Here is a 26,887-nt window from a genome sequence, read left to right as displayed (position 1 = left end):
AATCGACAAATTCAGTATCGGCTGAATACGGCACCTAGGATGAAAGCGCCTAACAATTTATGGCTTAATATTAACGTGACACCGCTCACAAAACAATCCCTTTTTGTAATTTTTTTACTTTGGCTGCGTTATTTTTCACCTTAAATTGGCTTTTATTGCTAGTTATTTAAGCTGTTGTTGTAAAATTACTTACAGATCAGAACCAAAAGGCTCCTGTTCAGCCAGAATATCTAATAGGGAAATGGCTACACCTACGAAGTCGGTATCGGTAATAATACCAATCAGCTTTCTGTTTTTTACTACGGGTAAGCAGCCGATACGATATTGTTCTATGTGTTTGGCGGCTTGGCCAACGCCTGCTTCGGCATCTACGGTGTGTAGCTTAGTCAGCATAATATCTTGCAGTAAGACTTGCTGCTCATGGGCGCGTCGCTGTCGCTGATTTAATTCACTAAGAATAGACTCTTGTGCGGCTAATAAGGTACGGTCGCTGACCAAACCGATTAGGTGCTGTTCTTGATCGACAATCGGGAGGTGGCGAATTTTATGTTCTTTACACAATATCAGTGCCTGTTCCAAGGTGGTACTAGCTGAAGCGGTATGGGGATTGGTAGTCATGATGTCTGCTACTTTAATCATAACGGTGCCTCCTATGTTTGCTCCTTTAAATTTAGTGTTTTTAGTCAAAAAAGGCTTGATAAAAATCAAGCTAATTGGCGGCAGTTTTTAGTGATGTTGATAGTTGTAGCGTGCTTATAAAAATGAGCAAAAAAAACGAAATTTCTTTGCAAAATACTAGATCTTCTGCTGCATTTAGCCCAGTTACCTAGGCATTCTTGCTATTGGCTAATAGATATTAGAATAGAGTTTGAAACAAACGGTTGGCGTAGTCATCGGTCATGCCTGCAATGTAGTCGGCTATCACGCGCGCTTGGTTATCGGCTTGCTCGCCAGCTTGTAACCAACGGCTTCGGGTATTTAATGGTAATAGCCGCTCAGGGTCACTGGCAAAGGCTTGAAATAGCTCCATGACAACTTGTTGTCCCTTAAAACGCACCATTTCAATCTCTGGCGTTTGAATCACATAGTGCAGCACAAAGTGCTTGAGGATCTCTAAGGCTTTTGCCATGGGGGGAGCCATGCGGGCTTGCAAGTCTAATTGTGGGTCACTAAATAGGCCTTGAGCTTCGAGACTAATCGCGGTGATAAAGGCATTCACCAAGCTGCCTATGGCATCCTTTTGATCGTAATGATGACGGCTGAATAATTTTACAGACAGTTCACCAATTTCATCAGCCAACCAGCATTCTTTAATATCGGCTATGGCAGAAGCTACTTGCTCTTGCCAATCTTGACGATTGACAATTCCCATTACAATCGCGTCTTCTAAGTCGTGCACCCCGTAGGCGATGTCGTCGGCCAGCTCCATAATCGAGCAGTCTAAGGACTTAAAATTGGATTTACGGTGTTTGGACTGTCCCATATCACGATGACTGATGAATAGTTCACGATCTTGTTCGCTCAAGCTCTGTAAGACCCAGTCGTATAAGACTTGGTCATCATTATAAATGCCTTTGGCTGGAGTCCAGTCTGCCACTTTCAACTGGCGAAAGCTTTTTGCTACTGGCGGCATGGGTTGGCGTTGTAGCTGATCAAGCAAGCAGGGATATTTCATTACCCCAAGTAAAGTACGACGACTCAGGTTCATGCCATTGTCACGGGTATAGGGCTCGAGTTTGGTGAGGATCCGAAAGGTTTGTGCATTACCCTCAAAGCCGCCATCGTCGCGCATCATGTAGTTTAGGGCTACTTCTCCTCCGTGGCCAAAGGGTGGATGGCCAATATCATGGGCTAGGCATAAGCTTTCGATTAGAGGCAGTTCGGGCAGATAGGCTGCTTGCTGATGATTGTTAGCTTGAATATGGCCAACAATGCCAGTGCCTATTTGAGCCACCTCTAAGGAATGGGTGAGGCGAGTACGATAAAAGTCGTTATTACCAATGCTTAATACTTGAGTTTTGTTTTGCAGGCGGCGAAACGCTGCAGAATGAAGGATCCTAGCTCGGTCTCGTTGCCAACCATTACGATGGTCATTGCGACGTTGGGGTTGTTCTTCGGCATATCTAGCGGTGCCTGCGTGGCTAGTCAATTGCTTCATTCATGCTCCATCAACTGAGTATAAGTTATACATTACACTAAATTTTTAGCCTTTGCATAGCGGGTAGTTCAGGGCTGAGCCAATAAAAAAAGGATGCTAGGCACCCTGATTTTGCTGAATAGCGTATTAGTCGGCTTGTCGGTAACCGTCTAAGAAATTACCAATACGACCAATGGCTTCGCTTAAGTCTTCAACCCGAGGTAGGAAGACAATGCGGAAGTGGTCTGGGCGAGTCCAGTTGAAGCCGGTGCCTTGTACCACTAAGATTTTCTCTTGCTGCAGTAAGTCTAAGGCAAACTGTTGGTCGTCTTTAATATTGAATTTTTTCACATCCAATTTCGGGAACAAGTACATCGCCCCTTGTGGCTTCACGCAGCTAACGCCGGGAATATCATTCAGTAATTGCCAGGCAAGATTACGTTGCTCGTAAAGGCGGCCGCCGGGAACAATCAACTCGTTAATACTTTGATAACCGCCTAAGGCAGTTTGAATGGCATGTTGTACTGGCACATTAGCGCACAGGCGCATCGAGGCCAGCATGTCTAAGCCGTCGATGTAGTCTTTGGCGCGGTGTTTGGGGCCGCTGACTAACATCCATCCTGAGCGGAAACCACACACTCGGTAGGCTTTAGATAAGCCGTTGAAAGTTAGCGTGAGCACATCGTCAGACAGGGTCGATAACGGAATGTGCTGAGCTTCATCGTAAATGACTTTGGAGTAGATTTCGTCGGCAAATAGTATCAACTTGTGCTGGCGTGCCAGCTCTACTAGCTCAAGTAATAGCTCTTTGCTGTAAACCGCGCCAGTGGGGTTATTTGGGTTAATCACCACTAAGCCCTTAGTGCGAGGGGTGATTTTGCTGCGAATATCTTCGATATCAGGAAACCAACCGGCTTGCTCGTCACACTCGTAGTGAACGGGGTTCCCCCCTGAAAGAGTCACGGCAGCAGTCCACAAAGGGTAGTCTGGGGCAGGCACCAGCATTTCATCGCCATTGTTTAATAGCGCTTGCATGGCCATTACAATCAGTTCGCTAACACCGTTGCCTAGATAGATATCTTCTAGCGTAGTGCTACGTAGACCCTGTAATTGATAGTGATGCATCACCGCTTTGCGGGCAGAGAATAAGCCTTTAGAATCGCAGTAACCTTGGGCCGTGGGTAGGTTATGAATAACGTCTACCAAGATTTCTTCTGGTGCTTCAAAGTTAAATTCGGCAGTATTACCGATATTAAGTTTAAGTACACGATGACCGTCTTCTTCAAGACGTTTAGCTTGTTTTAATACTGGACCACGAATGTCGTAACACACGTTGTCTAGTTTATGTGACTTCTCTATTTGATACATGATGATATGGGGTCCCTTTACAATAATCGTATTAACTTACTTTTTGTGAATGCTTGCAAGTGTTTGCGATGAGTATTTACGATTTTTCTGGTTTTTTATTTGGTCATCTCTAGGACTCTGGGGCATTATTCAGCCGCATTGACCGAACAGGATAAGGTAAACAGACAATGTTAGAGCTCAAACACCTAAAAACCCTGCAAGCTTTAAGAGAAAGTGGCTCTTTAGTGGTGGCGGCGCAGCGTTTGTGTTTGACCCAGTCGGCCTTATCTCATCAGCTTAAAGAGCTGGAACAACGCATCGGCGCCAAGTTGTTTGTGCGTAAAACCAAACCAGCCCGTTTTACCATGGCGGGCTTGCGGGTATTGGAGCTGGCGGATCAAGTCTTAGATCAAGTTCAACATACCGAACGCGAGTTAGCCCGCTTGGTGGGCGGCGAGGCGGGGCGTTTGCATCTAGCTATAGAATGCCACAGCTGTTTTAACTGGTTGATGCCGGCCATCGATAATTACCGTGGCTTATGGCCTGATGTGGAATTGGACTTCAGCAGCGGCTTTAGCTTTGAGCCTTTGCCAGAGCTGGCTCAAGGGCAGTTAGACTTGGTGATTACTTCCGATCCTCAACCCACCGAAGGTATCGTTTATTCTCCACTATTTTCTTATCAGCCCACCTTGGCGCTGAGCCCCAATCATCCCCTAGTGAATAAGCCGGTGATTGAAGCTGAGGATTTTGCCAAACAAGTACTCATTTCTTATCCGGTGGACAATCACCGCTTAGATTTATTTAATTTGTTGTTAGACCCCGCAGGAGTTGAGCCCTTAGCGATTCGCAAAGTGGATATGACCATCATGATGATGCAGTTGGTATCCAGTGGCCGCGGTGTGGCGGTGTTGCCTAATTGGGCTCTTACTGAGTATGTGAACAAGGGCTATATCGTGACTCGTGAATTAGGTGATGGTAATTTGTGGCAGAATCTCTATGCGGCAAGGCACGAAAGTCAGCAAGATAGCCCCTACATTGAGGCCTTTTTAGATATCGCTCGCAAGCATTGCTTTAGCCATCTTGAGGGTATACGGGCGATTAACGAATAATTAGCTTAAAGCGGATCCACAGCCAATAGCTGGTTATCAAACATGTTTTTTATTAGCCCGACAAACTCATCAATGAATTGCTGCTGTTGTTGAGTAGGGCTGGACATCCACACGCCAGATAAGACTTGTTCGAGGTCGTTTACAATGGCATCAATTTCGCGGATCACCGTGAAGCGGTGTTCGCTATCAAGGTGTTCGTGTTGGCGACAAACCAGCATCACGCTTTCTGATAACTGTTCAGAGACATAATCACAAATAGTTAATGGATTTTGTTGGGTCTGAGTATGTTCAAACAACGCCAGATTATCAGTTAGAAATCCGATCAGTTGAATGTAACCTTCACTGTCAGTCACCATCGTGCCATGTTCCTCTCTTTGTCTTCATATACTTAGTGTATATCGAATAAAGCCGATTACAACAATCCTCCAGTAGATTTGTTAAGCCTTTAGAGGGTTTGTGTGAGTTCGGCTGAATGTAAATAAGCCTGATTACAGTTTGATGGCAAATATAAACGCGGATTTGCTCGTTTAAGATCGCGTAAGTGATACTCCAACAATCGTTTATCTAAGGGGCGAGTGCTCTCGCTTTGTTGTAGCCAGTTTACTAAGTTAGGCGTATTTCGTTTAAATGCCTGCTCTAATTCGGCAATCTGTTGTTTGGTTCTAAGCATCTCCTCAACATCTAGCGGCGAGCGTTGTACCAAATTTATTAAATAGGGCGTGAGTATATGAGCTTGCTTCAGGTAGCTACCTTCCATCGGCACCGGTGACAAATTTAAATGCTGCTGACGTTCTAATTGGCCACAAATATGGTTGGCTTTCACTAAGGCAACGGTTTGTTGAATTACCTGATTGGTATCAAAACCTTCGCCGTACATTTCATGAATACCGGTTATCAGATCATGCTTGGCTAGGCGCACTTTAGGGAAACTGAGTTGCTTATTGGTGAATAGCCTGACTCGGTTGGGCGCAGCGGAGCGAGGTTCAATAATCGCTAGTTGCTGGCCCTTTTGCTGATAATACAGGTTGGCAATGGCTTGCTGTTGCTGGCTAATACTCACTAGCTGGCCGCTAACTTGGCAGCCTAGTGCTTTGGGGCTTCCACCGATATGGCTAGCGCTAATGTATTGGTGAGGTTGCTCGGGAAGGGCTTGGATTTCGCCCAGTTGACGCTGCATTAGGTGGGTGGCAATGGCCGCCCTACAAATAGCTGTTTCGCTGATTTCCGGTGGGGTGAATATTCTCCAGCCAATCAATACTGCGGTAACTAGCAGCAGGCTAAGGCTAATTGCTATTAATGGTTGACGTCTAATAATCATTGCCATCCCATAAGGGCAAACAAATACACAGGTAACTTAGTTATCTGTTGTTGATGGAAAAACTAAAGGATTTATTGAAAAGTATAGTTGAAGCATCGCTGACTAAGGCAACAATGCTAAAGCTAGTTTAGGCAATTTGCCGTTTGAAGGGGGGCTGCTCGGCTAGCTCTATGGTGCCTTTGGGTTTGCTACAACAACTAAGAATTTGCCCCTTAGGGATGTTAGCTAAAGGCGCATGCCGGTATTCGACTTCGCCTTTTAGCAAGGTGGTGCGGCAGGCGCCGCAAACACCTTCACGGCAGTGGTATTCAGGCGTAAATCCCGCTTGCTCATAGGCTTCTAGAATGCTTTTGTGGTGGCTATCCACCACCACTTCAATCCCGCCAGCAATTACCCGGCCTTCGTTATTGGACATTACAGCTCGAAATCCTCGAAATCATCAATGTCGATGTTAGCATCAATTTGTCCCACTAAGTAAGAGCTGATCTCTGCTTCTTGTGGAGCCACCTGCACGTTATCTGAGACTAACCAAGAGTTAATCCATGGGATCGGGTTACTGTGGTCTTCAAAACAAGGGTGTAAACCTACAGCTTGCATGCGGGTATTGGTGATGTATTCAACGTATTGGCAAAGAATGTCTTCGTTTAGACCAATCATGGAGCCATCTTTAAATAGGTATTTAGCCCATTCTTTTTCTTGCTCTGCGGCATCGGTAAACATACGCCAGGCTTCTACTTCACATTCGGCGGCGACTTCGGCCATTTCTGGGTCGTCTTTGCCTTCACGCATCAGGTTAATCATATGCTGGGTGCCGGTAAGGTGTAGGGCTTCGTCACGCGCAATCAGCTTGATGATTTTAGCATTACCTTCCATCAGCTCACGCTCGGCAAAGGCGAATGAACAGGCAAAGCTTACATAGAAGCGAATAGCCTCTAATACGTTGACTGACATTAAACACAGGTAGAGCTTCTTCTTTAGTTCGCGCACGGTGATGTTATGCAGCTTGCCGTTGATTTCGTGTTGGCCTTCACCATGAATATGGTAAATAGAGGTGGCCTCGATTAAGTCGTCGTAATAAACCGCAATGTCTTTGGCGCGTTTGATGATCTCTTGGTTTTCCATAATATCGTCAAACACCGCCGCAGGATTACCCATTACATTACGAATAATATGGGTATAAGAGCGCGAGTGAATGGTTTCGCTGAAGGACCAAGTTTCGATCCAGGTTTCTAGCTCGGGTAGGCTCACCAATGGTAATAGGGCCACGTTGGGTGAACGACCTTGAATACTGTCCAATAGCGTTTGATACTTTAGATTACTAATAAAGATGTGCTGCTCATGTGGCGGCAATTTATTGTAATCAATACGGTCACGGCTTACGTCCACTTCTTCTGGACGCCAGAAGAAGCTTAATTGTTTTTCGATTAATTTTTCAAAAATTTCATGACGTTGCTGGTCATATCGGGCCACGTTTACCGGCTGACCAAAGAACATAGGTTCTTTGGTGGCGTCGTTGGCATTTTGAGTAAAAATTGAGTAGCTCATCTACATTTTTCCTAAAAATTCATTGTGCGCTGTTGCGCGTAAACATGACTTAAATCTTACAAGCACCGCCGGCGCAATCATCATCTTCTGCCACGACGACGGTTTTGTTGTTGTCGTTGTACTGATCGCTGGCTCCATCACGGGTATTGTGATAGTACAGGGTTTTTACGCCGTATTTGTAGGCGGTAAGTAAATCGGCCAATAGCGTCTTCATTGGCACTCGGTTATTCGGAAAACGGCTTGGGTCGTAGTTGGTATTAGCCGAGATACTTTGGTCGACAAATTTTTGCATTAGCCCCACTACTTGCAAGTAACCCGTGTTACTAGGAATATCCCACAACAGCTCGTAGTTATCTTGTAAGCGGTCAAACTCAGGTACCACTTGTTTCAGAATGCCGTCTTTACTGGCTTTAACACTAATGAAACCACGTGGTGGTTCAATACCATTAGTGGCATTAGAGATCTGGCTAGAGGTCTCTGAAGGCATTAAGGCAGACAGGGTCGAGTTGCGTAAACCGTGAGTCACAATTTCTTGGCGTAGCTCTTCCCAGTCGTAATGCAAGGGCTCATCAGACAGTTGATCTAGGGCCTTCTTGTAGGTATCGATAGGTAAGATACCTTGTGAGTAGGTGGTCTCGTTGAACATAGGGCAAGCGCCTTGTTCTTTGGCTAAACGCATAGACGCTTTTAACAACCAGTACTGAATCGCTTCAAAGGTGCGGTGAGTAAGGTTATTGGCGCTGCCATCACTGTATTTCACACCATTTTTGGCCAAGTAGTAGGCGTAGTTAATCACGCCTATACCTAAGGTACGGCGGCCATCAGAGCCTTTCTTAGCAGCTTTAATAGGATAATCTTGGTAGTCCAGTAGGCTGTCTAGGGCGCGTACTGCTAAGTCAGATAGTTCTTCGAGTTCATTTAGATCTTCGATTGCGCCTAGGTTAAAGGCTGACAGCGTACATAGGGCAATTTCACCGTTTTCATCATGAACGTGCTGCAGCGGCTTAGTTGGTAGAGCAATTTCTAAACACAAATTAGATTGGCGTACCGGTGCCTGAGCCGGGTCAAACGGGCTGTGGGTATTACAGTGGTCCACGTTTTGAATGTAAATTCGGCCGGTTGAAGCACGCTCTTGCATGAGTACTGAAAATAGGTCAGCAGCCTTAATGGCTTGCTTACGAATGCTAGGGTCTTGCTCGTATTGTTCGTAGAGGCGTTCAAATGTTTCTTGGTCTTCAAAGAAGGCGTCATACAGCCCAGGTACATCACTGGGTGAGAACAGAGTAATGTTGCCACCTTTCACTAGGCGTTGGTACATCAGCTTATTTAGTTGAACACCGTAGTCCATATGACGAACTCGGTTGTCATCAACACCACGGTTATTTTTTAATACTAATAGCGATTCCACCTCTAAATGCCAGAAAGGGTAGAAAATGGTCGCTGCACCGCCACGCACGCCGCCTTGAGAACAACACTTAACTGCTGTTTGAAAATACTTATAGAAAGGAATACAGCCTGTGTGGAAGGCTTCACCACCACGAATTTCACTACCTAGGGCGCGAATTCGGCCGGCATTAATCCCAATACCTGCGCGTTGTGATACATAAGTCACAATGGATGAGGCGGTCGCGTTAATCGACTCTAAGCTGTCACCACATTCAATCAATACACATGAGCTGAATTGGCGAGTTGGGGTACGCACGCCCGACATAATTGGCGTAGGCAAAGATATTTTAAATTTAGACGTGGCATCGTAAAAACGGCGAACGTATTCCAAACGTACCGATTTGTCGTAATGAGCAAACAAACAAGCGGCCACCAGAATGTATAAGAACTGGGCACTTTCAAAAATTTCGCCAGTCACACGGTTTTGTACTAGGTATTTGCCTTCTAGCTGTTTCACCGCGGCGTAGGAGAAATCCATATCTCGCCAATGGTCGATAAATTCATCCATTTGGGCAAATTCTTCAGGGCTGTAGTCACGCAATAAGTGCATATCGTAACGGCCTGCCTCACATTGTTTAACTACATGGTCATAAAGTTTGGGCGGCTCAAATTGCCCATAGGCTTTTTTACGCAGATGAAAAACCGCTAGTCGTGCTGCCAAGTATTGATAGTCTGGCGTCTCTTGCGAGATTAAATCGGCGGCAGATTTAATGATGGTTTCATGAATGTCTTTAGTTGCCATCCCATTATAAAACTGAATATGAGATTTTAACTCCACCTGTGATACCGAGACATTTTTCAGGCCTTTTGCTGCCCAGGTTATAACGCGGTGGATTTTATCCAAATTAATGGCTTCTTGCTTACCGCTGCGTTTGGTTATCAGAAGATCTTTATTCATGAAGGGAGGGCCCTATTATCCTAATTCTGCGACGAAGTATCTAGTGTTGGTGTTTTTCTCCACCCACTAGATATAGTGTTTCAAAAAACTATTGATACAAGATAATGAGGTTTTGGCTTTTTCGCAAGGTCTAGTAAAAAGGAAAAATTGTGTATAACTTGAAGATAAGTTATCCGTGTTAGTACTCACTAACTTTCCATTGGTGTTAACCAAGAGTACTGAGATGAATGCAAGCACTTTTTTAAAGAAAAATTAATAAGAATAAATTATTTTTTAAAACTTGAGCTTGCTTACAATTCACTCAACCAAGCTTGAATGCTTTGGGTCAAGAGTTCGCTTTTCGGACACTCTATATCAGCCTGCCACAGCTCGGGGCGGTCATTTTCTGATAAGTAGCCCCATCCGGCTAACATGGTGGTCATGTGACTGTTTCTACCTGCTTCAATGTCGCGCTCGGCATCACCCACATATAAACAATGTTGCGGCTGTACCGCCAGCTTGTTACAAGCCAGCAACATCGGGGCAGGGTCGGGTTTACGCTGCACCAAAGTGTCACCACCAATCAATACGCCTGATTGTTCAAATTCGATAAAATGAGCCAGCAAGAGCTTGCTTAAGTACTCGGGTTTATTGGTCACCACTCCCCATGGAATATCCTGTTGGTTTAGCCACTGTAGTGCTTGGCGCACGCCGGGGAAGAAGTCGGTACCTTGGCAAATATGTTGTTGGTAGTAATCAAGTAACTGCTGGCGCAATTGAGTTTGTTGCGCAAGCTCCCAGGTTTCGCCAAAACCGGCTTTTAATAAGCCAATGGCACCGTGGGAGCTTAGCTGGCGAGCTTGCTCGAGGGTAAGTGGCGCTTGTTGATGTTGCGCCAATACATAATTGGCCGCAGCGCCTAAGTCAGGCGCGGTATCTAGCAGAGTTCCATCTAAATCAAATAGAACGGCAGCTTGCTTAGCCATTAGGCCTCCGGTTTTGCCAGTTGCACCATGTAATTCACATCAACATTGCGGCTGAGGCGGAAATGCTCAATCACTGGCGTGTATTGTACGCCGCTAATGGCTTCACTTTGTAGCCCATGCAGGTCGGCCCAAGCAAGCAGTTCTGAGGGGCGAATAAATTTATCGTGCTGGTGGGTACCATTAGGCACAATTTTGAGCAGCTTTTCTGCAGCCACAATCATATATAAGTAGGCTTTGGCAGTGCGGTTGATGGTGGATACAAACAGCTTTCCACCGGGTTTGAGCATGCTGGCACAGGCAGCGATAACCGAGCTGGGGTCGGGCACGTGCTCTATCATTTCCATGCAAGTAATCACATCGTAAGCTTGGTGATGTTGTTGAGCGTGAGCTTCGGCGGTGGTTTGCTGGTAGCTTAATTGCGCACCGCTTTCCAAGGCGTGCAGTTTAGCTACTTGGATTTGCTCTTCGCCCATATCGATGGCGCTGACTGTTGCTCCGCGTTGAGCCATGCTCTCTGCGAGGATCCCGCCACCACAACCCACATCGAGTACGTTTTTGCCAAACAGCCCGTTGGCACCACGCTCAATATAGTCTAAACGTAGGGGATTAATTTGGTGCAGGGTTTTAAACTCACCTTGTTTATCCCACCATCGAGAGGCTAAACCGGCAAAATGGGCGATTTCTTTATGGTCAACATTTTGCGTCGTTGTTGTGGCTTGCATTGGCTAGTTAATCCGCTTCAGTATTTATAGGCATTATAAGAACTTGAGAGATGCAGTCACTAGCTTTTATCCAATTCTCAGTTTTTTTCATTTTTCTCACTTAAAAGAGCGACATCAAGCCTGTTAAGGGCGTGATTTTATGGTAAAGTTTGCGATTACGCTGAGTAATTGTAAAAAGCAATAAAAACGAAGGATTTTGTCGTCTATGAACGATCTTGCAAAAGAGATTACGCCGGTCAATATCGAGGATGAGTTAAAAAGCTCATATCTTGATTATGCCATGAGCGTTATTGTTGGGCGTGCCTTGCCAGATGTACGTGATGGTTTAAAACCAGTGCATCGCCGGGTGCTTTACGCAATGAACGTATTAGGTAATGACTGGAATAAACCCTATAAAAAATCTGCCCGTGTGGTAGGTGACGTAATTGGTAAATATCACCCCCATGGTGATAGTGCTGTTTACGATACGATTGTTCGTATGGCGCAGCCGTTTTCGCTGCGTTACATGTTGGTAGATGGTCAGGGTAACTTTGGTTCGGTCGACGGTGACTCTGCCGCGGCGATGCGTTATACCGAAATCCGCATGGATAAATTGGCTCACTCTTTGTTGGCCGATTTAGATAAAGAAACCGTTGATTTCGTCCCTAACTACGATGATACCGAACAAATCCCAGAGGTATTACCGACCCGCATTCCTAACTTGTTGGTGAACGGTTCTTCAGGTATTGCTGTTGGTATGGCAACCAACATTCCACCACATAACTTAAATGAAGTGATCAATGGCTGTTTGGCCATGGTGGAAAATCCAGATATTACTATTGATGAGTTAATGGAATACATTCCCGCACCTGACTTCCCTACTGCGGGTATCATCAATGGTCGCGCCGGAGTGATTCAAGCTTACCGTACTGGTCGCGGTAAGGTTTCTATTCGCGCTAAAGCTGAAGTGGTGACCGAAAGTAATGGTAGAGAAACCATTATCGTTCACGAAATCCCTTATCAAGTGAACAAAGCTCGCCTAATTGAAAAGATGGCCGAGTTAGTAAAAGACAAAAAACTAGAAGGTATTTCTGCACTGCGTGATGAGTCTGATAAAGAAGGCATGCGCATTGTTATCGAACTGAAGCGTGATGCTGTGGGTGAAGTGGTACTAAATAACCTTTATTCGCAAACCCAAATGCAGGTGTCTTTTGGTATGAACATGGTGGCCTTAGATAATGGCCAACCTAAAGTGTTCAACCTGCAAGAAATGCTGGAATGCTTTATTCGCCACCGCCGCGAAGTGGTGACTCGTCGTACTGTTTACGAATTGCGTAAAGCGCGCGATCGTGCCCACATCCTTGAAGGTTTGGCGATCGCCCTAGCCAACATTGATGAAATCATTGAATTAATTAAGACCTCTCCGACTCCTAGTGAAGCTAAGGCTGCCTTGGTAGCTAAAGGTTGGGATTTAGGTGCCGTTTCTGCGATGTTAGAACGCGCCGGTGATGATGCGGCTCGCCCAGATTGGTTAGAAGCCGAATTCGGTGTGCGTGACGGACAGTATTTCTTAACCGAAATTCAAGCGCAGGCCATTCTTGATTTACGCTTACACAAATTAACCGGTTTAGAACACGAAAAAATCATTGGCGAATATAAGGACCTATTGGAACTTATTGCCGAGTTACTGTACATCTTAAATAATTCTGAACGTTTGATGGAAGTGATCCGCGATGAACTCATCGAAGTGCGTGAGCAGTTTGGTGACGAGCGTCGTACCGAAATTTCAGCTAACAGTGCCGATATTTCTCTAGAAGATCTAATCAACGAAGAAGATGTGGTCGTCACCCTATCGCACGAAGGTTACGCTAAGTACCAGCCGCTTACTGAGTACGAATCGCAACGTCGTGGTGGTAAAGGTAAAGCCGCCACCAAGATGAAAGATGAAGACTTCATCGAGAAATTATTGGTGGCCAATACCCATGATACCGTGTTGTGCTTCTCAACCGTGGGTAAAGTTTACTGGATGAAAGTGTATCAATTGCCGCTGGCCAGTCGCCAAGCTCGTGGTAAGCCAATTGTAAACTTATTGCCGCTTAGCGATGATGAGCGTATCACCGCCATCTTACCGGTGCGTGAGTACCAAGAAGATAAGTATGTTTTATTTGCCACCGCTAACGGTACGGTGAAGAAAACACCGCTAACGGCCTTTAAACGTCCATTGTCTAGCGGTATTCGCGCGATTAATCTGCACGATGACGATAGCCTGATTGGAGTGGATATTACCGACGGCAACAGCGAAATCATGTTGTTCTCAGACGCTGGTAAAGTGGTGCGCTTTAATGAGAAGCAACGTGACAGCGAAACCGGTGCGGTGAAGCTTGACCCTGAGACCGGTGAAGAGCTACTGGCATTGCGCCCAATGGGACGAACTGCGGCCGGTGTGCGTGGTATTTCTCTCGAAGAAGGACAAAAAGTCGTATCGCTGATTGTTCCAGTAGGCGATGGCGATATTCTTACCGCCACTGAAAACGGCTACGGTAAACGTACTAGCTTGGCTGAATACCCAGCGAAGAGCCGTGCCACTAAAGGTGTGGTCTCGATTAAGGTGAGCGAGCGTAACGGCCTTGTGGTGGGAGCCATTCAGGTGACTGAAGCACAAGAGATGATGCTGATCACCAACGGTGGAACCTTGGTGCGCACTCGTGTGAATGAAGTCTCACTGGTAGGGCGTAATACTCAAGGGGTAAGGTTAATTCGTACCGCTGAAGATGAAAAAGTGGTCGGGCTACAACGGATTGAAGAAATTGAAGACGATGAGCTCGAAGCTATTGACGAAACTGCTAGCCCAGAGGGTACTGCTCAGCCAGAGGCGCCAGAAACTGGCGGTGAGCTTGATGGTGAGCAAGACGCGTAGTTTTCTTTAAAGTAAACAACGGGCGGCTTTTAGCCGCTCGTTTTAGTTTCAAAACAAGATGCGAACCACTAAAGTGGTCGAACACAACATAGTAGTAAGAGATTTATGATGGATAAAGTCTATAATTTTTGTGCGGGTCCGGCGATGCTACCTGAAGCTGTTATGCAACAAGCTCAAGCCGAGTTTTGTAATTGGCAAGATTTAGGTGTGTCGGTGATGGAAGTGAGCCATCGCGGCAAGGAATACATCGCCATGGCGGCGCAAGCCGAGCAAGATTTACGTGATTTATTGGCGATCCCTGATAATTATAAAGTGTTGTTTTGTCAGGGGGGAGGCCGTGGCCAATTTGCCGCAGCACCGCTTAACCTATTAGGCGACAAGCAGTCCATCAGCTATATCACCACCGGTCAGTGGTCTAAAAGCGCGGTAGCCGAAGGTGAGAAACATGCTAAGGCCCATGTATTTGACGCCATCACACAGAACGAGCAAGGCCAGTTTTTGGTGAAACCTAGCCAACAATGGCAAATCGATCAAGATGCGGCCTACTTGCATTACTGCCCTAATGAAACCATTGAAGGTATTGCGATTGATGAGATCCCCGAAATAGGTGACATGGTATTAGTGGCGGACTTTTCATCTACCATTTTATCGCAGCCCATTGATGTGAGTAAGTTTGGGGTGATTTATGCTGGTGCGCAAAAGAACATTGGTCCATCAGGTTTGGCCATTGCTATTGTCCGCGAAGACTTGCTAGGTAAGGCTCACCCCTTAACGCCTAATATCTTTAACTACGAGATATTGGCGGGCAGTGACTCGATGTTTAATACTCCTCCAACTTATTCATGGTATTTGGCTGGGCTGGTATTTAAGTGGCTTAAAGCGCAGGGCGGTTTAAGCGCGATGGCGCAGAAAAATGCCGCTAAGGCAGAGCTGTTGTATTCCTTCATTGATGGCAGTGACTTCTATCAGAACAACGTTGCGCCGCAGAACCGTTCTAAAATGAACGTGCCATTCCAGTTGGTGAATGATCAACTCGATGCCGCCTTCCTTGAAGAGTCGGCCGCTGCAGGTCTACTTACCTTAAAAGGTCATCGTCTAGTGGGCGGGATGCGCGCTAGCATCTATAACGCGATGCCGATTGAAGGGGTGCAAGCTCTGGTTGATTTCATGGCTGATTTTGCCAAGCGTAACAGTTAGTTCAGGCAAAGTTATCCGCGGTTTCTTTGTGGCTTTAGTGGTAGTAGCTAAGCGCAAAAAACAACAGTTATTTCAGCCGCTAGCCTTTGTGCTAGCGAGCATCAATTAAAGATTTGGATCCATGGAACAATTAACTTTACAGCCGATTTCACGCATCAATGGCGAGATTAATTTACCCGGCTCAAAAAGCGTGTCTAATCGAGCCTTGTTGCTAGCCGCTCTAGCAGAAGGTGAAACGGTATTAAGCAACTTATTAGACAGTGACGATATTCGTCATATGTTAAATGCACTTAAAAAACTGGGTGTAGATTATCAGTTATCTGATGATCGAAGCCGCTGCCGCGTTAATGGTTTAGGTCGTGCCTTTGTTCTCGAACAGGCTGAAGAGCTATTTTTAGGTAACGCAGGAACCGCTATGCGCCCCTTGTGTGCCGCTTTGTGTTTAAGCCAAGGTGAGTTTACCTTAACTGGTGAACCGCGCATGGAAGAGCGTCCCATTGGCGCTTTGGTTGATGCTCTTCGTCAAGTGGGCGCCGATGTTAGCTACTTGAAAAATGAAGGTTATCCACCACTAGTGATTAAGGGAACAGGCTTGCAGGGTGGAAAAGTGGATATTGACGGTTCGGTATCTAGCCAATTTTTAACCGCCTTTTTAATGGCCGCACCTTATGCACAACAGGATGTTGAAATTAGCATTATTGGTGATTTGGTGTCTAAACCGTATATTGATATCACCTTGAAGATGATGGCCGCCTTTGGCGTAGAGGTGGAGAACCATGACTACCAACGCTTTGTGGTGAAAGGCCAGCAAGTTTATCGTGGGGCCGGAGAATTTTTGGTGGAAGGCGATGCTTCTTCGGCTTCTTACTTTCTTGCCGCTGGGGCGATAAAAGGTGGTGAAGTAAAAGTCACCGGTGTGGGTAAAAAATCCATGCAAGGTGATGTGTTATTTGCCGATGTATTGGCGGCGATGGGGGCAGAAATTGAGTGGGGCGATGACTATATTATTGCTCGCAGTGGTGAATTGAACGCGGTGGATATGGATATGAACCATATTCCAGATGCGGCGATGACCATTGCTACCACGGCTTTATTTGCCAAAGGCACAACGGCTATTCGCAATGTTTATAACTGGCGGGTAAAAGAGACCGACCGTTTAGCTGCGATGGCCACTGAACTAAGAAAAGTGGGGGCTACGGTGAATGAGGGACATGACTTCATAGAAGTGACTCCACCGGCTCAGCTTAAACATGCTGCTATCGATACCTATGATGACCACCGTATGGCGATGTGTTTTTCTTTAGTCGCGCTGAGTGATACGCCAGTGACCATTAATGACCCTAAGTGTACTTCAAAAACTTTCCCCGATTATTTTGAGCGCTTGCAACAACTTAGTGAATAAAACTGTCGAAAATTGTTAACAACTTCGCTAGTCTGTAAAGAGTCGTTTTTACGACTCTTTTTTACATCCCGTACTTTAGGCCTAGAAACTCTAGGTTGATAAATAAATAGGCGAAAAGCCATACAATAAAGTGCGGACAAACGGTAATAGAACTATGAATGTTTATACTGCACGGCAGGCGATCTTAGATCGTCGTCAGCGGGTAGTGGCCTATGAGCTGCTATTTAGAGATGGGCCTGAAAATGTCTACCCCGATGTTGACCCTCATGAGGCCACATCCAAACTTATTATTCGCACTCAATTAAATGAAGGCATTCACGCGGTTACTCAGGGCAAGCCTGCGCTAATCAATTTCCCAGAACAAAGTTTATATTCTGATATGGTACATTTGCTGCCCAATAAGCAGGTAGTGATAGAAATATTAGAAGATACTGTGCCTAGTGAAAAACTCTATCAACGATGCCAGTCGCTGTTTCATAGAGGTTATCGTTTAGCCTTTGATGATTTTGTGTATAAGCCCGAGTGGCAAGCCTACTTAAAGTTTATTCGCCTGATTAAGGTAGACATACAACGGACTCCATTTGAACAGCTCGCCCCGCTATTTGAAGCGCTTAAGCAGCGTAAAAATATTAAATTGTTAGCAGAGAAGATTGAAACTCAAGAAGAGTACCAGCAGGCAAAAGAGTTAGGCTTTAATTTTTTCCAAGGTTTTTACTTCTGTAAGCCAGAAATGCAAAAGGTAAAGGATATAGACGCCAGTTACTTGATGATTTCTCGGCTGTTTTACGCGGCCACTCGGGAAGATGTTAATGTGAACGAGGTGGTAAGGTACTTTGAGCGAGATACGGCATTGACTTATAAACTGCTGCGTTTCGTGAATTCAGGCAACTTGCCGACAGTTGACGATATTAGCTCGATTAAGCAGGCGGTAGTGTATATCGGTAATCAGCAGTTACGTAAGTTAGTTGCCTTACTCGCCAGTGCGATAACGGTGAGCCATAAGCCACGTGAATTAGTGAGAATGTCGGTTCATCGAGCGCGTTTTTGTGAATTAGTGGCGCTGAGAACATCGCCTGCGATGAAAGAAACGGCTTTTCTTTGTGGTTTGTTTTCTTTGCTCGATGCCATCTTGGACAAACCTCTTGAGCCATTGTTATATAGCCTGCCACTAGAGCAAGAAATTCGCGATGCTTTATGTAGTGAGCAGCCTTCGATGTTACGTTCGATTCTGCAAACGATAGAGTCTTATGAACAGGGGCATTGGTATAATACTGAACGCCTTGCCGAGCAATTGAGGATGGATTATACCCAGGTCGAACAGTTGAATTTGCAGGCCTTACTGTGGAGTGAGCAATATCAGTCATTATTGGTTTAGGACTTAGCCAAGCCCGTGATGAATGGAGTTTTATAAGCTTTATAGCAATTTGTGACTTAAGCGGCTATTTGCTCTGTTTTAATCCTTGTGAAGTGGTGTTTGTATCAATTATTTTAAGACTGATTTTGCTATGCTGTGGGTACAATATGAACTTGGCGCATAGAACGTCAAGTCGTAAAACAAGTCTATGCAAGTTGTCGGGAGCAAAAAGAGTTTGTGGTTAAGCGTCGTTAAATATTTAACGTTGCTAGTGGTTGCGTATTGCTGGTCGCTAGGCGTAAATGCCTATGTGGTTAATGCAAGCGAATATCAATGGCTAGAGAAACACCCTCGTATTCGAGTGGCGGTGGTGGCCGACCGCATGCCTTTGGAAGCTGTTGACGCCAGCGGCGCGCCCATCGGTTATGCCATTGAGACTCTAGAACAACTGGCACTGCAAACCCGTATTACTCTTGATTATCACATCTACGCCACAGTTTCCGAGGCAATAGTAGCGCTGCAAAATAAGCAAGTTGATATGTTGAGCAGCGCCACCACCCATCATAGATTAACTCCCTTTGTTAATTACAGCTTGGCTAGTAGAGTACAGCCACTGGCCCTGTATTACTCTTTAGATCATGCTCGCTACACAAACATGCAACAATTGCAGGGCAAGCAGGTGGCCGTTGTTGCAGGCAGTAGCGCGCATGAACGTTTACTGGCTGACTACCCTAACGTCACCGCCTTGAGCTTTCCTCAATTAGCCGAGGCCATGGCTGCGGTTAATCAGCAACAAGCCGTTGCTTTTCTTGCGGGGAGTGATGAGACAGCCGCGGTATTAAGAGCGCAACCCTTGTGGCATTTTCAACCCGCCTTCCAGTTAGCTGAAGGTGTCGAGCATCAGTTTGCTATTCGTGAAGATTGGCAACCCTTAGTGGACCTATTGAACCGCGGTTTAGTTTCTATTGACGCAGAGCGTAGCCAACAGCGTTATAGTCGTTGGCAAAGCTATGCGGCGAATGGGCCATCTTATTTTATTTCGTCTTGGTGGTTAATGATGGTGGTATTGCTGGTGGCGATTGCCGGCTCGGCTGCTGTGTTAGTAAAAAACAAATTTGCTAAAGCCAAAGCCCACTCTCAGCAATTACGTGAACAACTAGAATATTGGAAAAATCATGACCCGGTAACTGGCTTGCCCAATCGCCGTCATATCACGCGTATGCTCAGCAGTTGGTTAGATGATGCAATACCGCTATCGGTGTTAATGTTTGACTTCCCTAGGCAGAATGAGGTTTTTGAAAACTTTGGTCAGCGCTTGGGCGAAGTGACGAAAGAAGCCTATGCCAAACGAGTGCAAAAAGGCTTGAGCAGTCGTTATCCCGAAGCCCAACTGGCTTATTGGTACCACCATTATTTCGTGGTGGTCGTGCCCAATATTAATAACAATAAAGACGTGGTGGACATTGCCAAGCAAATTGTTCAGTGCTGCCGTGGTTGGTTACGTTTGGAGCAGTTACAATTATTAACTCGCTGCCATGTAGGCTATTGCTCTTATCATCCTCAGCGTGAAGCTCTCCACAGCGATACCTTATTGGCGAATACCTTTACTGCGCTTAATCATGCGGTAAAAACTGGGGTGAACATTTGCCGTTATAGTCCCGAGCTGAGTCAGGCTGGTTTAGTGAAACTGACCCTTGAATCTAAGTTGCGTAAGGCGATTGGCAATAATGAATTAGAGCTGTTCTTCCAGCCGCAGTTTTGCCTGCAAAGCAACAAAATTGTGGGGGCAGAGGTACTGCTACGTTGGTTCACCAAAGACGGAGCGATTTCTCCTGAAGAGTTTGTGCCGGTAGCCGAAGAAACCGGTTTGGTGCTGCAGTTAGACAAATGGGTGTTTCAAAGCGCCATGCGCTTTTTAGCTCGCCATGCCAGCCAGTTGCCCAAAGATTTTAAATTGGCGGTAAACTTCTCTGCGACGACGGTTTCCTTAGGGCATGCAGAAAAAATTGCCATTGCTTATGCTCGCCAGTGGCAAGTGAACCCGCAGCGGGTATGTATTGAGATTACCGAGTCGGCAATGATGGAACAGCCAGCAGAGGCTAAAGCCAGTATTCAGCGTTTACGCGATGCCGGCTTTGGCATCGCCATTGATGACTTTGGTACCGGATATTCATCCATGGCCTACTTAAAGCACCTTCCTGTCACAGTGCTTAAAATTGACCGTGCATTTGTCAGTGGCATGGAAGATAACCTGTCAGACCAACACATTGTTAAAGCGATGGTAATGATCGCCCGCAGTATGAAGTACCAAGTGCTTATTGAAGGCATTGAAACACAGTCTCAGGCCAACCTTGCCTCGGTTATGGGCTGCGAGCAAGCGCAGGGCTTTTTCTTCTCACGGCCCTTACCACAAGAAGATTTTGTGAACAGCCATTTGCTTAAACCGCCGGCAAAAGAGAAGTTACGTTTAGTCGTTAGTTAATCTTGGCGCGTCTTTTGCTTTTCCTCGTATATCGTAAACACAATGCCATTAATCTGGCGCCAGAGGAAAATCATGAGAGTAGATTCGAGCCCACTATTTAGCGAACTGCAATCCATGGCCGGTGAAATGAAAACTGGCGGGATTGCCAATGACATTGCGCCAAGCAATAACCCACTCGGTACTTCCTCCGTTAGCAGTGATTTCGGCAATTTACTAAAAGATGCCATCAATAACGTCAATGGATTGCAATCCAATGCCAATGACTTACGCACTCGCTTTGATTTGGGCGATCGCAGCGTAGGAATCGGTGATGTGATGATTGCTGCGCAAAAATCTAGCGTTGCCTTTGATGCAACGGTAGAAGTAAGAAATAAGCTGGTGGAAGCTTATAAAGACATTATGTCCATGCCTGTTTAAGTAGGCTAGGAGAAAGATTGTGGCGAGCGAAGGAAGTAACACAATGAGTCAGGAACAAGCACTGCTAGGTTCAAACAATGACGGTGATAGCTTGGAAGCAACAGAGCAACAAAGCTCGGCGCTTTCGTTCTTGAGCAATGGTGACGTGCTTCGTCAAATCATCATGATTTTGGCACTGGCCATTTGCTTGGCAATGGCGGTGTTTTTGCTGATGTGGGCCAAAGAGCCTGAAATGCGCCCACTGGGAACCATGACGACACCTGAGTTAGTGGAAACTTTGGACTTCCTCGACGCACAAAAAATTCCCTACACCATAGAAGGCAATACCGTACTGGTAAATGCCGAGCGCTATCAAGACATTAAGTTACAATTGCGTCGTTCAGGTTTAACTGATGCGCCTCCAGCAGGTGAGCAAATCCTGCTCAATGACATGGGCTTTGGTGTGAGTCAGCGCTTAGAGGGCGAACGCCTTAAGCTCAGTCGGGAACGTCAATTGGCCACCGCGATTGAGCAGATGAAATCCATTAGTAAAGCTCAAGTGCTACTAGCTATTCCTAAAAGTAATGTGTTTGCCCGTCGTGAACAACAGCCATCGGCCACTGTGGTCGTGCAACTGCGCTCCGCTAATGGTCTGCAGCAGGAAGAAATTGACTCGATTGTAGATATTGTTGCCTCGGCCGTTCAAGGTTTGGTACCAACTCGCGTAACTGTTACCGACCAACATGGCCGTTTATTAAACTCCGGCAGCCAAGACCCCTTATCTTCGCGAACTCGTAAAGAATTTGAAATGGAGCGCAAGCGCGAAGAAGAGTACAAAGATAAGATTGATGCCATCATGATCCCCATTGTTGGGGTGGGCAATTACACTGCCGAAGTGGATGTGACGCTTGATTTTACTTCGGTTGAGCAGACCCAAAAGCGTTTTAACCCCGATCTACCCGCCGTGCGCAGTGAATACACTATTGAAGACAACAATGTGGGCGCAGGTGCGATTGGTATACCGGGAGCGTTAACTAATCAGCCGCCATTACCCGCTGAAATACCAGAACAAGCTGGTGGCGCGACGACTCAGGCTCAATCGGGCAGCAGCCGCAAAGAAGCCACTCGAAATTATGAATTAGACACCACTATTAGTCATACCCGCTCGCAGGTGGGTGTGGTAAGACGTTTGAGCGTATCGGTGGCTCTTGATTACAATAGTCAAGTTTCTGACGCGGGTGAAACTAGCCGTGAGCCTCGTTCAGCCGAAGAGTTGGCTAACATTCGCCGCTTGTTACAAGGTGGTGTGGGCTTTAATCTGAGTCGTGGTGATACTTTAGAAGTGGTGAGCGTGCCGTTTTCTCGCCCAGAGTTGGTGAGTGAAGCTGATTTACCTATTTGGGAACAAGCTTGGTTCTGGCGTGCCATGCGAATTGCCGGCAGTGTCTTAGTATTAATCGTGTTGATTGTTGCGGTAGTACGCCCCATGCTAAATCGTATTCTTTCTTCGGGTGAAGAGAGTGAACATGCCGAGACCGATTTAGATGCAGCCTTAGCCGCTTACGAAAATGACGATGATCTACAGCTCATTTCAGCCGATAATACGGAAATAGATTTTGGCATTCGCGATGGTCAGCTTAAACTGCCAGACTTACATAAAGACGAAGACATGCTTAAAGCTGTTAGAGCCTTGGTGGCTAATGAACCAGACCTTGCAGCCATGGTGATCAAAGATTGGGTAATTAACGATGCCAAATGAAGATAATGTAAATCCAGAGGAAATCCTCGCGGAGATGAGCGGCATAGAGCGCGCAGCGATCCTAATGCTTAGCCTCAATGAAGACGACGCCGCGACTATTTTTCGCCACTTAGAGCCCAAACAAGTACAACGTTTGGGTATGGCGATGGCTTCTTTGGAAGACTTTTCTCATGAGCGGGTGGTGGCTGTACATCGCCTATTTATCGACGATATTCAGAAATACACCAATATTGGTATTGGTAGCGAGGACTTCGTGCGTAAGGCATTGACGGCGGCCTTAGGTGAAGATCGCGCCTCTAGCTTGGTTGACCAAATTATTATGGGCAGCGGCGCGAAAGGCTTGGATTCATTGAAGTGGATGGATGCACGCCAAGTGGCCAATATTATTCAAAACGAGCACCCGCAAATTCAAACCATTGTTTTGTCTTATTTGGAAGCAGAGCAGTCAGCCGAAATTTTGTCTCAATTTGCCGAGAAAGTTCGTCTCGATTTGATGATGCGGATTGCCAATTTGGAAGAAGTTCAGCCTGCGGCATTGACCGAATTGAACGAAATCATGGAAAAACAGTTTGCCGGTCAAGCCGGAGCGCAAGCTGCCAAGATGGGCGGCCTGAAAGCGGCAGCCAACATTATGAACTTCCTCGATACCAACATGGAAGGCATGTTGATGGACTCTATCCGCGAAAGCGACGAGGAAATGGCTCAGCAAATTCAAGATTTGATGTTCGTATTCGAGAACCTTATCGATATCGACGACCGTGGTATTCAAACCTTGCTGCGTGATGTCCCTGGCGAGTTGCTACAAAAAGCACTCAAAGGTGCCGACGATACCTTGAAAGATAAGATCTTCAACAATATGTCGAAACGTGCTGCCGAGATGCTCAAAGATGACCTAGAAGCCATGGGCCCAATTAAAGTCAGTGAAGTTGAAACCGCACAGAAAGAAATTCTATCAATTGCTCGTCGCTTGTCCGAAGCGGGCGAAATTATGATTGGTGGCGGCGGTGGAGATGAGTTCTTATAAGCATGAGTGAACACGATAAATCCACTGAGCAGCAAAAAGCCGCGAAAGCGGCTGATAAGGCCGATAATGACTTGATGGACGAAGACGATATTGCGGCACTATTAGAGCAAAATCAGCCAACGCCCAGTGATGCTTCAGAGCCTACTCAAGCAACATCGCCAGCTCAAGAGCAAAGCGATATAGACGATATTTTGGCCGACGCGCAGCCGTCGTCATCTTCAACAGACGCTGCAATGGGTGAGCAAAACCAACAAGATCCACAAGATATTAGTTGGCCTTTGCCCGATTTTACTGAGCCTGAGGATAAACAGCAGCAACCAGCCAGTAACGCTTATAATATGAAGCCGGCCTGGTTCTATGAAGCGCCTGAGGAAGAAGAGCCAGAAATAGAATTTGAGCCGATGACCATCGAAGAGCTTGAGGCGCTGCGCCAATCGGCTTATGAAGAAGGCAAGGCTGAAGGGATTGCTGCGGGACATGAAGAAGGCTTAGCCAAGGGAATAGAAGATGGCCTCGAGCAAGGTAAGCAGCAAGGCCACCAAGAAGGTTTGGCTCAAGGCCTAAGTGAAGGCCAACAACAGATTGACGAGTTAGCGGGCCGCTGGGCAGGCTTAATTGGCCAATTACACCAGCCTTGTCAGCAATTAGATCAAGAAGTTGAGCAACAAGTGGTTGAGCTGGCCATGAAATTAGCCGCCGAAATTGTTCAAGTTGAATTGGTCACCAACCCTAAGGTCATCGTTCATACCGTGAAGCAGGCGGTAGCCGCGTTACCCTTACAGAACCAACATATTCGGATCCACCTACATCCCGATGATATGGCCATCGTGCAAAGTGTATTTCCCCCGAAACCCAACAGAAAAAGCAATGGCAGTTATTGGCTGATGGAAGCTTAACGCCAGGCGACTGTTTAATTGAAAACGAGCTGTCATCGGTATCGGTTGATATGAGTGAAGTGATTAAACAGAGCTTACAGTCTTTTATTCGCCAAAATGGGCAAGACGATGACGCTGAGCCAACGACTTAAACAGTACCAGACCGAGCACTTACGTAATAAACCGACAGTAGCCGGAAAATTGACACGGGTGGTTGGTTTAACCCTAGAAGCCGTGGGCTGTCGAGCCCCGGTGGGCTCACTATGTATGGTGGAAACCCTTGATGCATATTTAGAAGCCGAAGTGGTAGGTTTTTCTGGTGATAAATTGTTTCTTATGCCCAGCGAACAGTTAACTGGAGTGCTTCCTGGCGCACGAGTCATTCCGATGCATGAAAGCCATGGTATTCCGGTGGGTATGGAACTGCTGGGGCGGGTGATTGACGGTGTTGGTAAACCGCTGGATGGCTTGGGAGATATTTACTGTAAGCAAACCACCAAGTTAAATTCTGAACGTTTAAACCCGATGGCTCGTAAACCCATTAAACAGCCCTTAGATGTTGGGGTGCGGTCGATTAATGCGGTATTGACCGTGGGACAAGGTCAACGGATGGGCTTGTTTGCTGGCTCAGGGGTCGGTAAAAGTGTCTTAATGGGCATGATGACCCGAGGCACTACTGCCGATGTAGTGGTGGTAGGGTTGATTGGTGAACGGGGACGAGAAGTTAAAGAGTTCATCGATGAAATCCTTGGCGAAGAAGGGCGTCAGCGCGCCGTGGTGATTGCTGCGCCAGCTGATGCTTCGCCGCTAATGCGCTTAAAGGGCTGTGATACTACCTTAACCATTGCTGAATATTTCCGCGATCAGGGCTTGAATGTGTTGTTGTTAATGGACTCGCTGACTCGTTATGCGCAAGCTCAACGGGAAATCGCCTTAGCTATTGGTGAGCCTCCAGCCACCAAAGGTTATCCGCCCTCGGTATTTGCCAAGTTGCCGCGGCTAGTGGAGCGAGCCGGTAACGGCGGAGAAGACCAAGGTTCAATCACCGCATTCTTTACGGTACTCACCGAAGGTGATGATTTACAAGACCCTATTGCCGACGCGGCGCGGGCCATCTTAGATGGACATATCGTGTTGTCGCGGGAATTGGCCGATTCTGGCCACTATCCGGCGGTTGATATTGAAAAGTCGATTAGTCGGGTTATGCCAGCGGTGACCAGCGAAGGCCATCAACAGTTGGCTCGCCAGTTGAAATCTCTCAATGCTTCTTATCAACAAAATCAGGATCTTATCTCTATTGGTGCTTATCAACGAGGTGCTGATAAACGGATTGATTTAGCCATCGCGATGAAGCCACATATGGATCAGTTCTTGCAGCAAGGAATGAAAGAAGTGGTTGCTTATGACGAAAGTCTGACGCGGATGGAACGCACCATGCAAATGGCCAATATCAACGCTCAGAGCCCTATCAACTAAGCAAGCATTTAGGCTGTAATTAGGAGCGGAAGATGGCCAGACGAGCCTTATATTTAATGGTGGAGCGCTTGCAGGAGCAAGAGCAAGACGCGGCCAAACAAATGGCAGAGGCACAGCAGCAGCTAAGCGAATTTGAAGCGCAGTTAGCCCATCTTGAAGATTATCGCCGTTCTTATTTAGAACAGGCTTTGGCGAAGGGAGTAGATGGTTTTTATGCTAATAGTTTTCACCAATATCAAATCTTCATTCAAAAGCTGGAACAAGCCAGTGTCCAACAACGTAAGTCTATTGAACAACTGAAAAAAAACGTATTGCTGAAGCGCCAGCAATGGCTGGAACTGCAGTCTAGACGAAAAGCCATGGAGCTGTTAATCGACAAACAGCTTAAGCAACAGCAGCAAAAGCAATTGCGTGAAGAGCAAAAGTTGCTAGATGAATATGCCTTATATGCGCACTTAAGAGGTCAAGCTAGCTAATTCGGCATAGTTTATGCTTTGTTGTCGATATTGATTGTGATTTGCCGTATTAACCCTGCTCGT

General features: G+C 46.3%; 23 protein-coding genes. 13 read left to right on the top strand and 10 right to left on the bottom strand.

Translation table 11 applies throughout. From position 1 onward, the window contains the following. Positions 1–189: 189 nt before the first annotated feature. The 3 genes from AR383_RS05415 to AR383_RS05405 all read right to left on the bottom strand — a co-directional run bounded on the left by AR383_RS05415 (position 190) and on the right by AR383_RS05405 (position 3,505). Positions 190–639, bottom strand: coding sequence for a CBS domain-containing protein (locus AR383_RS05415; protein ID WP_083481501.1), 450 nt, complete (start codon positions 637–639; stop codon positions 190–192). A gap of 217 nt (positions 640–856) precedes the next feature. Beyond that, entirely contained in the window at positions 857–2,149 is a 1,293-nt protein-coding gene (locus AR383_RS05410) for an anti-phage deoxyguanosine triphosphatase (RefSeq protein WP_373869462.1), read from the bottom strand. Positions 2,150–2,284: 135 nt separating this feature from the next. Continuing rightward, the gene (locus AR383_RS05405; RefSeq protein WP_055732225.1) at positions 2,285–3,505 is read right to left on the bottom strand and encodes a pyridoxal phosphate-dependent aminotransferase; all 1,221 of its coding nucleotides are present in this window, start codon (positions 3,503–3,505) and stop codon (positions 2,285–2,287) included. A 167-nt stretch (positions 3,506–3,672) separates the two neighbouring features. Between AR383_RS05405 and AR383_RS05400 the strand changes: the two genes are divergently transcribed. After that, positions 3,673–4,593, top strand: coding sequence for a LysR substrate-binding domain-containing protein (locus AR383_RS05400; protein ID WP_055732224.1), 921 nt, complete (start codon positions 3,673–3,675; stop codon positions 4,591–4,593). A 5-nt stretch (positions 4,594–4,598) separates the two neighbouring features. Here AR383_RS05400 and AR383_RS05395 read toward each other — a convergent pair whose 3' ends face one another. The 7 genes from AR383_RS05395 to ubiG all read right to left on the bottom strand — a co-directional run bounded on the left by AR383_RS05395 (position 4,599) and on the right by ubiG (position 11,487). Beyond that, entirely contained in the window at positions 4,599–4,949 is a 351-nt protein-coding gene (locus AR383_RS05395) for a DUF3802 family protein (RefSeq protein WP_055732223.1), read from the bottom strand. 89 nt (positions 4,950–5,038) lie between these two features. Next, positions 5,039–5,911 carry a hypothetical protein gene (locus tag AR383_RS05390; RefSeq protein ID WP_055732222.1) on the bottom strand — a complete coding sequence of 291 codons (873 nt, stop codon included), beginning with the start codon at positions 5,909–5,911 and terminating at the stop codon, positions 5,039–5,041. Positions 5,912–6,038: 127 nt separating this feature from the next. Then, complete coding sequence (yfaE, locus tag AR383_RS05385; RefSeq protein ID WP_055732221.1) at positions 6,039–6,326, bottom strand: class I ribonucleotide reductase maintenance protein YfaE; 288 nt, start codon at positions 6,324–6,326, stop codon at positions 6,039–6,041. Beyond that, positions 6,326–7,456 carry a class Ia ribonucleoside-diphosphate reductase subunit beta gene (gene nrdB, locus AR383_RS05380; RefSeq protein ID WP_055732220.1) on the bottom strand — a complete coding sequence of 377 codons (1,131 nt, stop codon included), beginning with the start codon at positions 7,454–7,456 and terminating at the stop codon, positions 6,326–6,328. The genes yfaE and nrdB overlap by 1 nt, the downstream gene beginning before the upstream one ends. A gap of 49 nt (positions 7,457–7,505) precedes the next feature. Then, positions 7,506–9,800: a class 1a ribonucleoside-diphosphate reductase subunit alpha gene (gene nrdA / locus AR383_RS05375; protein ID WP_055732219.1), complete on the bottom strand. Its 2,295-nt coding sequence runs from the start codon at positions 9,798–9,800 to the stop codon at positions 7,506–7,508. A 290-nt stretch (positions 9,801–10,090) separates the two neighbouring features. Continuing rightward, positions 10,091–10,765, bottom strand: a complete 675-nt coding sequence (locus AR383_RS05370) for an HAD family hydrolase (RefSeq protein ID WP_055732218.1) — start codon at positions 10,763–10,765, stop codon at positions 10,091–10,093. Next, on the bottom strand, positions 10,765–11,487 hold the full coding sequence (gene ubiG, locus AR383_RS05365) for a bifunctional 2-polyprenyl-6-hydroxyphenol methylase/3-demethylubiquinol 3-O-methyltransferase UbiG (protein WP_055732217.1): 723 nt from the start codon (positions 11,485–11,487) through the stop codon (positions 10,765–10,767). Before ubiG ends, AR383_RS05370 begins: the two co-directional genes overlap by 1 nt. A 205-nt stretch (positions 11,488–11,692) precedes the next feature. Between ubiG and gyrA the strand changes: the two genes are divergently transcribed. From gyrA to fliJ, 12 genes are all read left to right on the top strand, one after another. Continuing rightward, a complete protein-coding gene (gene gyrA / locus AR383_RS05360) occupies positions 11,693–14,383 on the top strand; it encodes a DNA topoisomerase (ATP-hydrolyzing) subunit A (protein WP_055732216.1) in 2,691 nt (896 codons plus the stop codon). Between the two features lie 108 nt (positions 14,384–14,491). After that, positions 14,492–15,580: a 3-phosphoserine/phosphohydroxythreonine transaminase gene (gene serC / locus AR383_RS05355; protein WP_055732215.1), complete on the top strand. Its 1,089-nt coding sequence runs from the start codon at positions 14,492–14,494 to the stop codon at positions 15,578–15,580. Between the two features lie 121 nt (positions 15,581–15,701). Further along, positions 15,702–16,982, top strand: coding sequence for a 3-phosphoshikimate 1-carboxyvinyltransferase (gene aroA, locus AR383_RS05350; RefSeq protein WP_055732214.1), 1,281 nt, complete (start codon positions 15,702–15,704; stop codon positions 16,980–16,982). Positions 16,983–17,136: 154 nt separating this feature from the next. Next, positions 17,137–18,357: an EAL and HDOD domain-containing protein gene (locus AR383_RS05345; RefSeq protein WP_055732213.1), complete on the top strand. Its 1,221-nt coding sequence runs from the start codon at positions 17,137–17,139 to the stop codon at positions 18,355–18,357. A gap of 187 nt (positions 18,358–18,544) precedes the next feature. Further along, on the top strand, positions 18,545–20,818 hold the full coding sequence (locus tag AR383_RS05340) for a putative bifunctional diguanylate cyclase/phosphodiesterase (RefSeq protein ID WP_055732212.1): 2,274 nt from the start codon (positions 18,545–18,547) through the stop codon (positions 20,816–20,818). 72 nt (positions 20,819–20,890) lie between these two features. Further along, positions 20,891–21,235, top strand: coding sequence for a flagellar hook-basal body complex protein FliE (fliE, locus tag AR383_RS05335; protein ID WP_055732211.1), 345 nt, complete (start codon positions 20,891–20,893; stop codon positions 21,233–21,235). Between the two features lie 43 nt (positions 21,236–21,278). Continuing rightward, the gene (gene fliF, locus AR383_RS05330) at positions 21,279–22,973 is read left to right on the top strand and encodes a flagellar basal-body MS-ring/collar protein FliF (RefSeq protein ID WP_055732210.1); all 1,695 of its coding nucleotides are present in this window, start codon (positions 21,279–21,281) and stop codon (positions 22,971–22,973) included. Next, complete coding sequence (gene fliG / locus AR383_RS05325) at positions 22,963–23,997, top strand: flagellar motor switch protein FliG (RefSeq protein ID WP_055732209.1); 1,035 nt, start codon at positions 22,963–22,965, stop codon at positions 23,995–23,997. The genes fliF and fliG overlap by 11 nt, the downstream gene beginning before the upstream one ends. A 2-nt stretch (positions 23,998–23,999) precedes the next feature. Next, positions 24,000–24,893 carry a flagellar assembly protein FliH gene (locus AR383_RS05320; protein ID WP_055732208.1) on the top strand — a complete coding sequence of 298 codons (894 nt, stop codon included), beginning with the start codon at positions 24,000–24,002 and terminating at the stop codon, positions 24,891–24,893. Continuing rightward, on the top strand, positions 24,875–25,024 hold the full coding sequence (locus tag AR383_RS21690; RefSeq protein ID WP_198150210.1) for a hypothetical protein: 150 nt from the start codon (positions 24,875–24,877) through the stop codon (positions 25,022–25,024). The genes AR383_RS05320 and AR383_RS21690 overlap by 19 nt, the downstream gene beginning before the upstream one ends. After that, positions 25,002–26,348 carry a flagellar protein export ATPase FliI gene (gene fliI, locus AR383_RS05315; protein ID WP_373869460.1) on the top strand — a complete coding sequence of 449 codons (1,347 nt, stop codon included), beginning with the start codon at positions 25,002–25,004 and terminating at the stop codon, positions 26,346–26,348. Before AR383_RS21690 ends, fliI begins: the two co-directional genes overlap by 23 nt. 32 nt (positions 26,349–26,380) lie before the next feature. Beyond that, complete coding sequence (gene fliJ, locus AR383_RS05310) at positions 26,381–26,824, top strand: flagellar export protein FliJ (RefSeq protein WP_055732206.1); 444 nt, start codon at positions 26,381–26,383, stop codon at positions 26,822–26,824. The last annotated feature ends 63 nt before the right edge of the window (positions 26,825–26,887 follow it).

This window comes from Agarivorans gilvus, from assembly GCF_001420915.1.
In the GTDB taxonomy this organism is placed as follows: domain Bacteria; phylum Pseudomonadota; class Gammaproteobacteria; order Enterobacterales; family Celerinatantimonadaceae; genus Agarivorans; species Agarivorans gilvus.
Note: the sequence above shows the minus strand (reverse complement) of the source record. Positions and strands in the feature narration are given on the sequence as shown.

Coding starts and splice junctions, on each gene's coding strand:
- serC (WP_055732215.1), top strand. CDS start 14,492: ATGGATAAAGTCTATAATTTTTGTGCGGGTCCGGCGATGCTACCTGAA.
- gyrA (WP_055732216.1), top strand. CDS start 11,693: ATGAACGATCTTGCAAAAGAGATTACGCCGGTCAATATCGAGGATGAG.
- AR383_RS05370 (WP_055732218.1), bottom strand. CDS start 10,765: ATGGCTAAGCAAGCTGCCGTTCTATTTGATTTAGATGGAACTCTGCTA.
- fliI (WP_373869460.1), top strand. CDS start 25,002: ATGACGCTGAGCCAACGACTTAAACAGTACCAGACCGAGCACTTACGT.
- AR383_RS05345 (WP_055732213.1), top strand. CDS start 17,137: ATGAATGTTTATACTGCACGGCAGGCGATCTTAGATCGTCGTCAGCGG.
- fliJ (WP_055732206.1), top strand. CDS start 26,381: ATGGCCAGACGAGCCTTATATTTAATGGTGGAGCGCTTGCAGGAGCAA.
- AR383_RS05415 (WP_083481501.1), bottom strand. CDS start 639: ATGATTAAAGTAGCAGACATCATGACTACCAATCCCCATACCGCTTCA.
- ubiG (WP_055732217.1), bottom strand. CDS start 11,487: ATGCAAGCCACAACAACGACGCAAAATGTTGACCATAAAGAAATCGCC.
- AR383_RS05320 (WP_055732208.1), top strand. CDS start 24,000: ATGAGTGAACACGATAAATCCACTGAGCAGCAAAAAGCCGCGAAAGCG.
- AR383_RS05400 (WP_055732224.1), top strand. CDS start 3,673: ATGTTAGAGCTCAAACACCTAAAAACCCTGCAAGCTTTAAGAGAAAGT.
- AR383_RS05340 (WP_055732212.1), top strand. CDS start 18,545: ATGCAAGTTGTCGGGAGCAAAAAGAGTTTGTGGTTAAGCGTCGTTAAA.
- nrdB (WP_055732220.1), bottom strand. CDS start 7,456: ATGAGCTACTCAATTTTTACTCAAAATGCCAACGACGCCACCAAAGAA.
- fliF (WP_055732210.1), top strand. CDS start 21,279: ATGAGTCAGGAACAAGCACTGCTAGGTTCAAACAATGACGGTGATAGC.
- fliE (WP_055732211.1), top strand. CDS start 20,891: ATGAGAGTAGATTCGAGCCCACTATTTAGCGAACTGCAATCCATGGCC.
- AR383_RS05405 (WP_055732225.1), bottom strand. CDS start 3,505: ATGTATCAAATAGAGAAGTCACATAAACTAGACAACGTGTGTTACGAC.
- fliG (WP_055732209.1), top strand. CDS start 22,963: ATGCCAAATGAAGATAATGTAAATCCAGAGGAAATCCTCGCGGAGATG.
- AR383_RS05390 (WP_055732222.1), bottom strand. CDS start 5,911: ATGATTATTAGACGTCAACCATTAATAGCAATTAGCCTTAGCCTGCTG.
- yfaE (WP_055732221.1), bottom strand. CDS start 6,326: ATGTCCAATAACGAAGGCCGGGTAATTGCTGGCGGGATTGAAGTGGTG.
- AR383_RS05395 (WP_055732223.1), bottom strand. CDS start 4,949: ATGGTGACTGACAGTGAAGGTTACATTCAACTGATCGGATTTCTAACT.
- aroA (WP_055732214.1), top strand. CDS start 15,702: ATGGAACAATTAACTTTACAGCCGATTTCACGCATCAATGGCGAGATT.
- nrdA (WP_055732219.1), bottom strand. CDS start 9,800: ATGAATAAAGATCTTCTGATAACCAAACGCAGCGGTAAGCAAGAAGCC.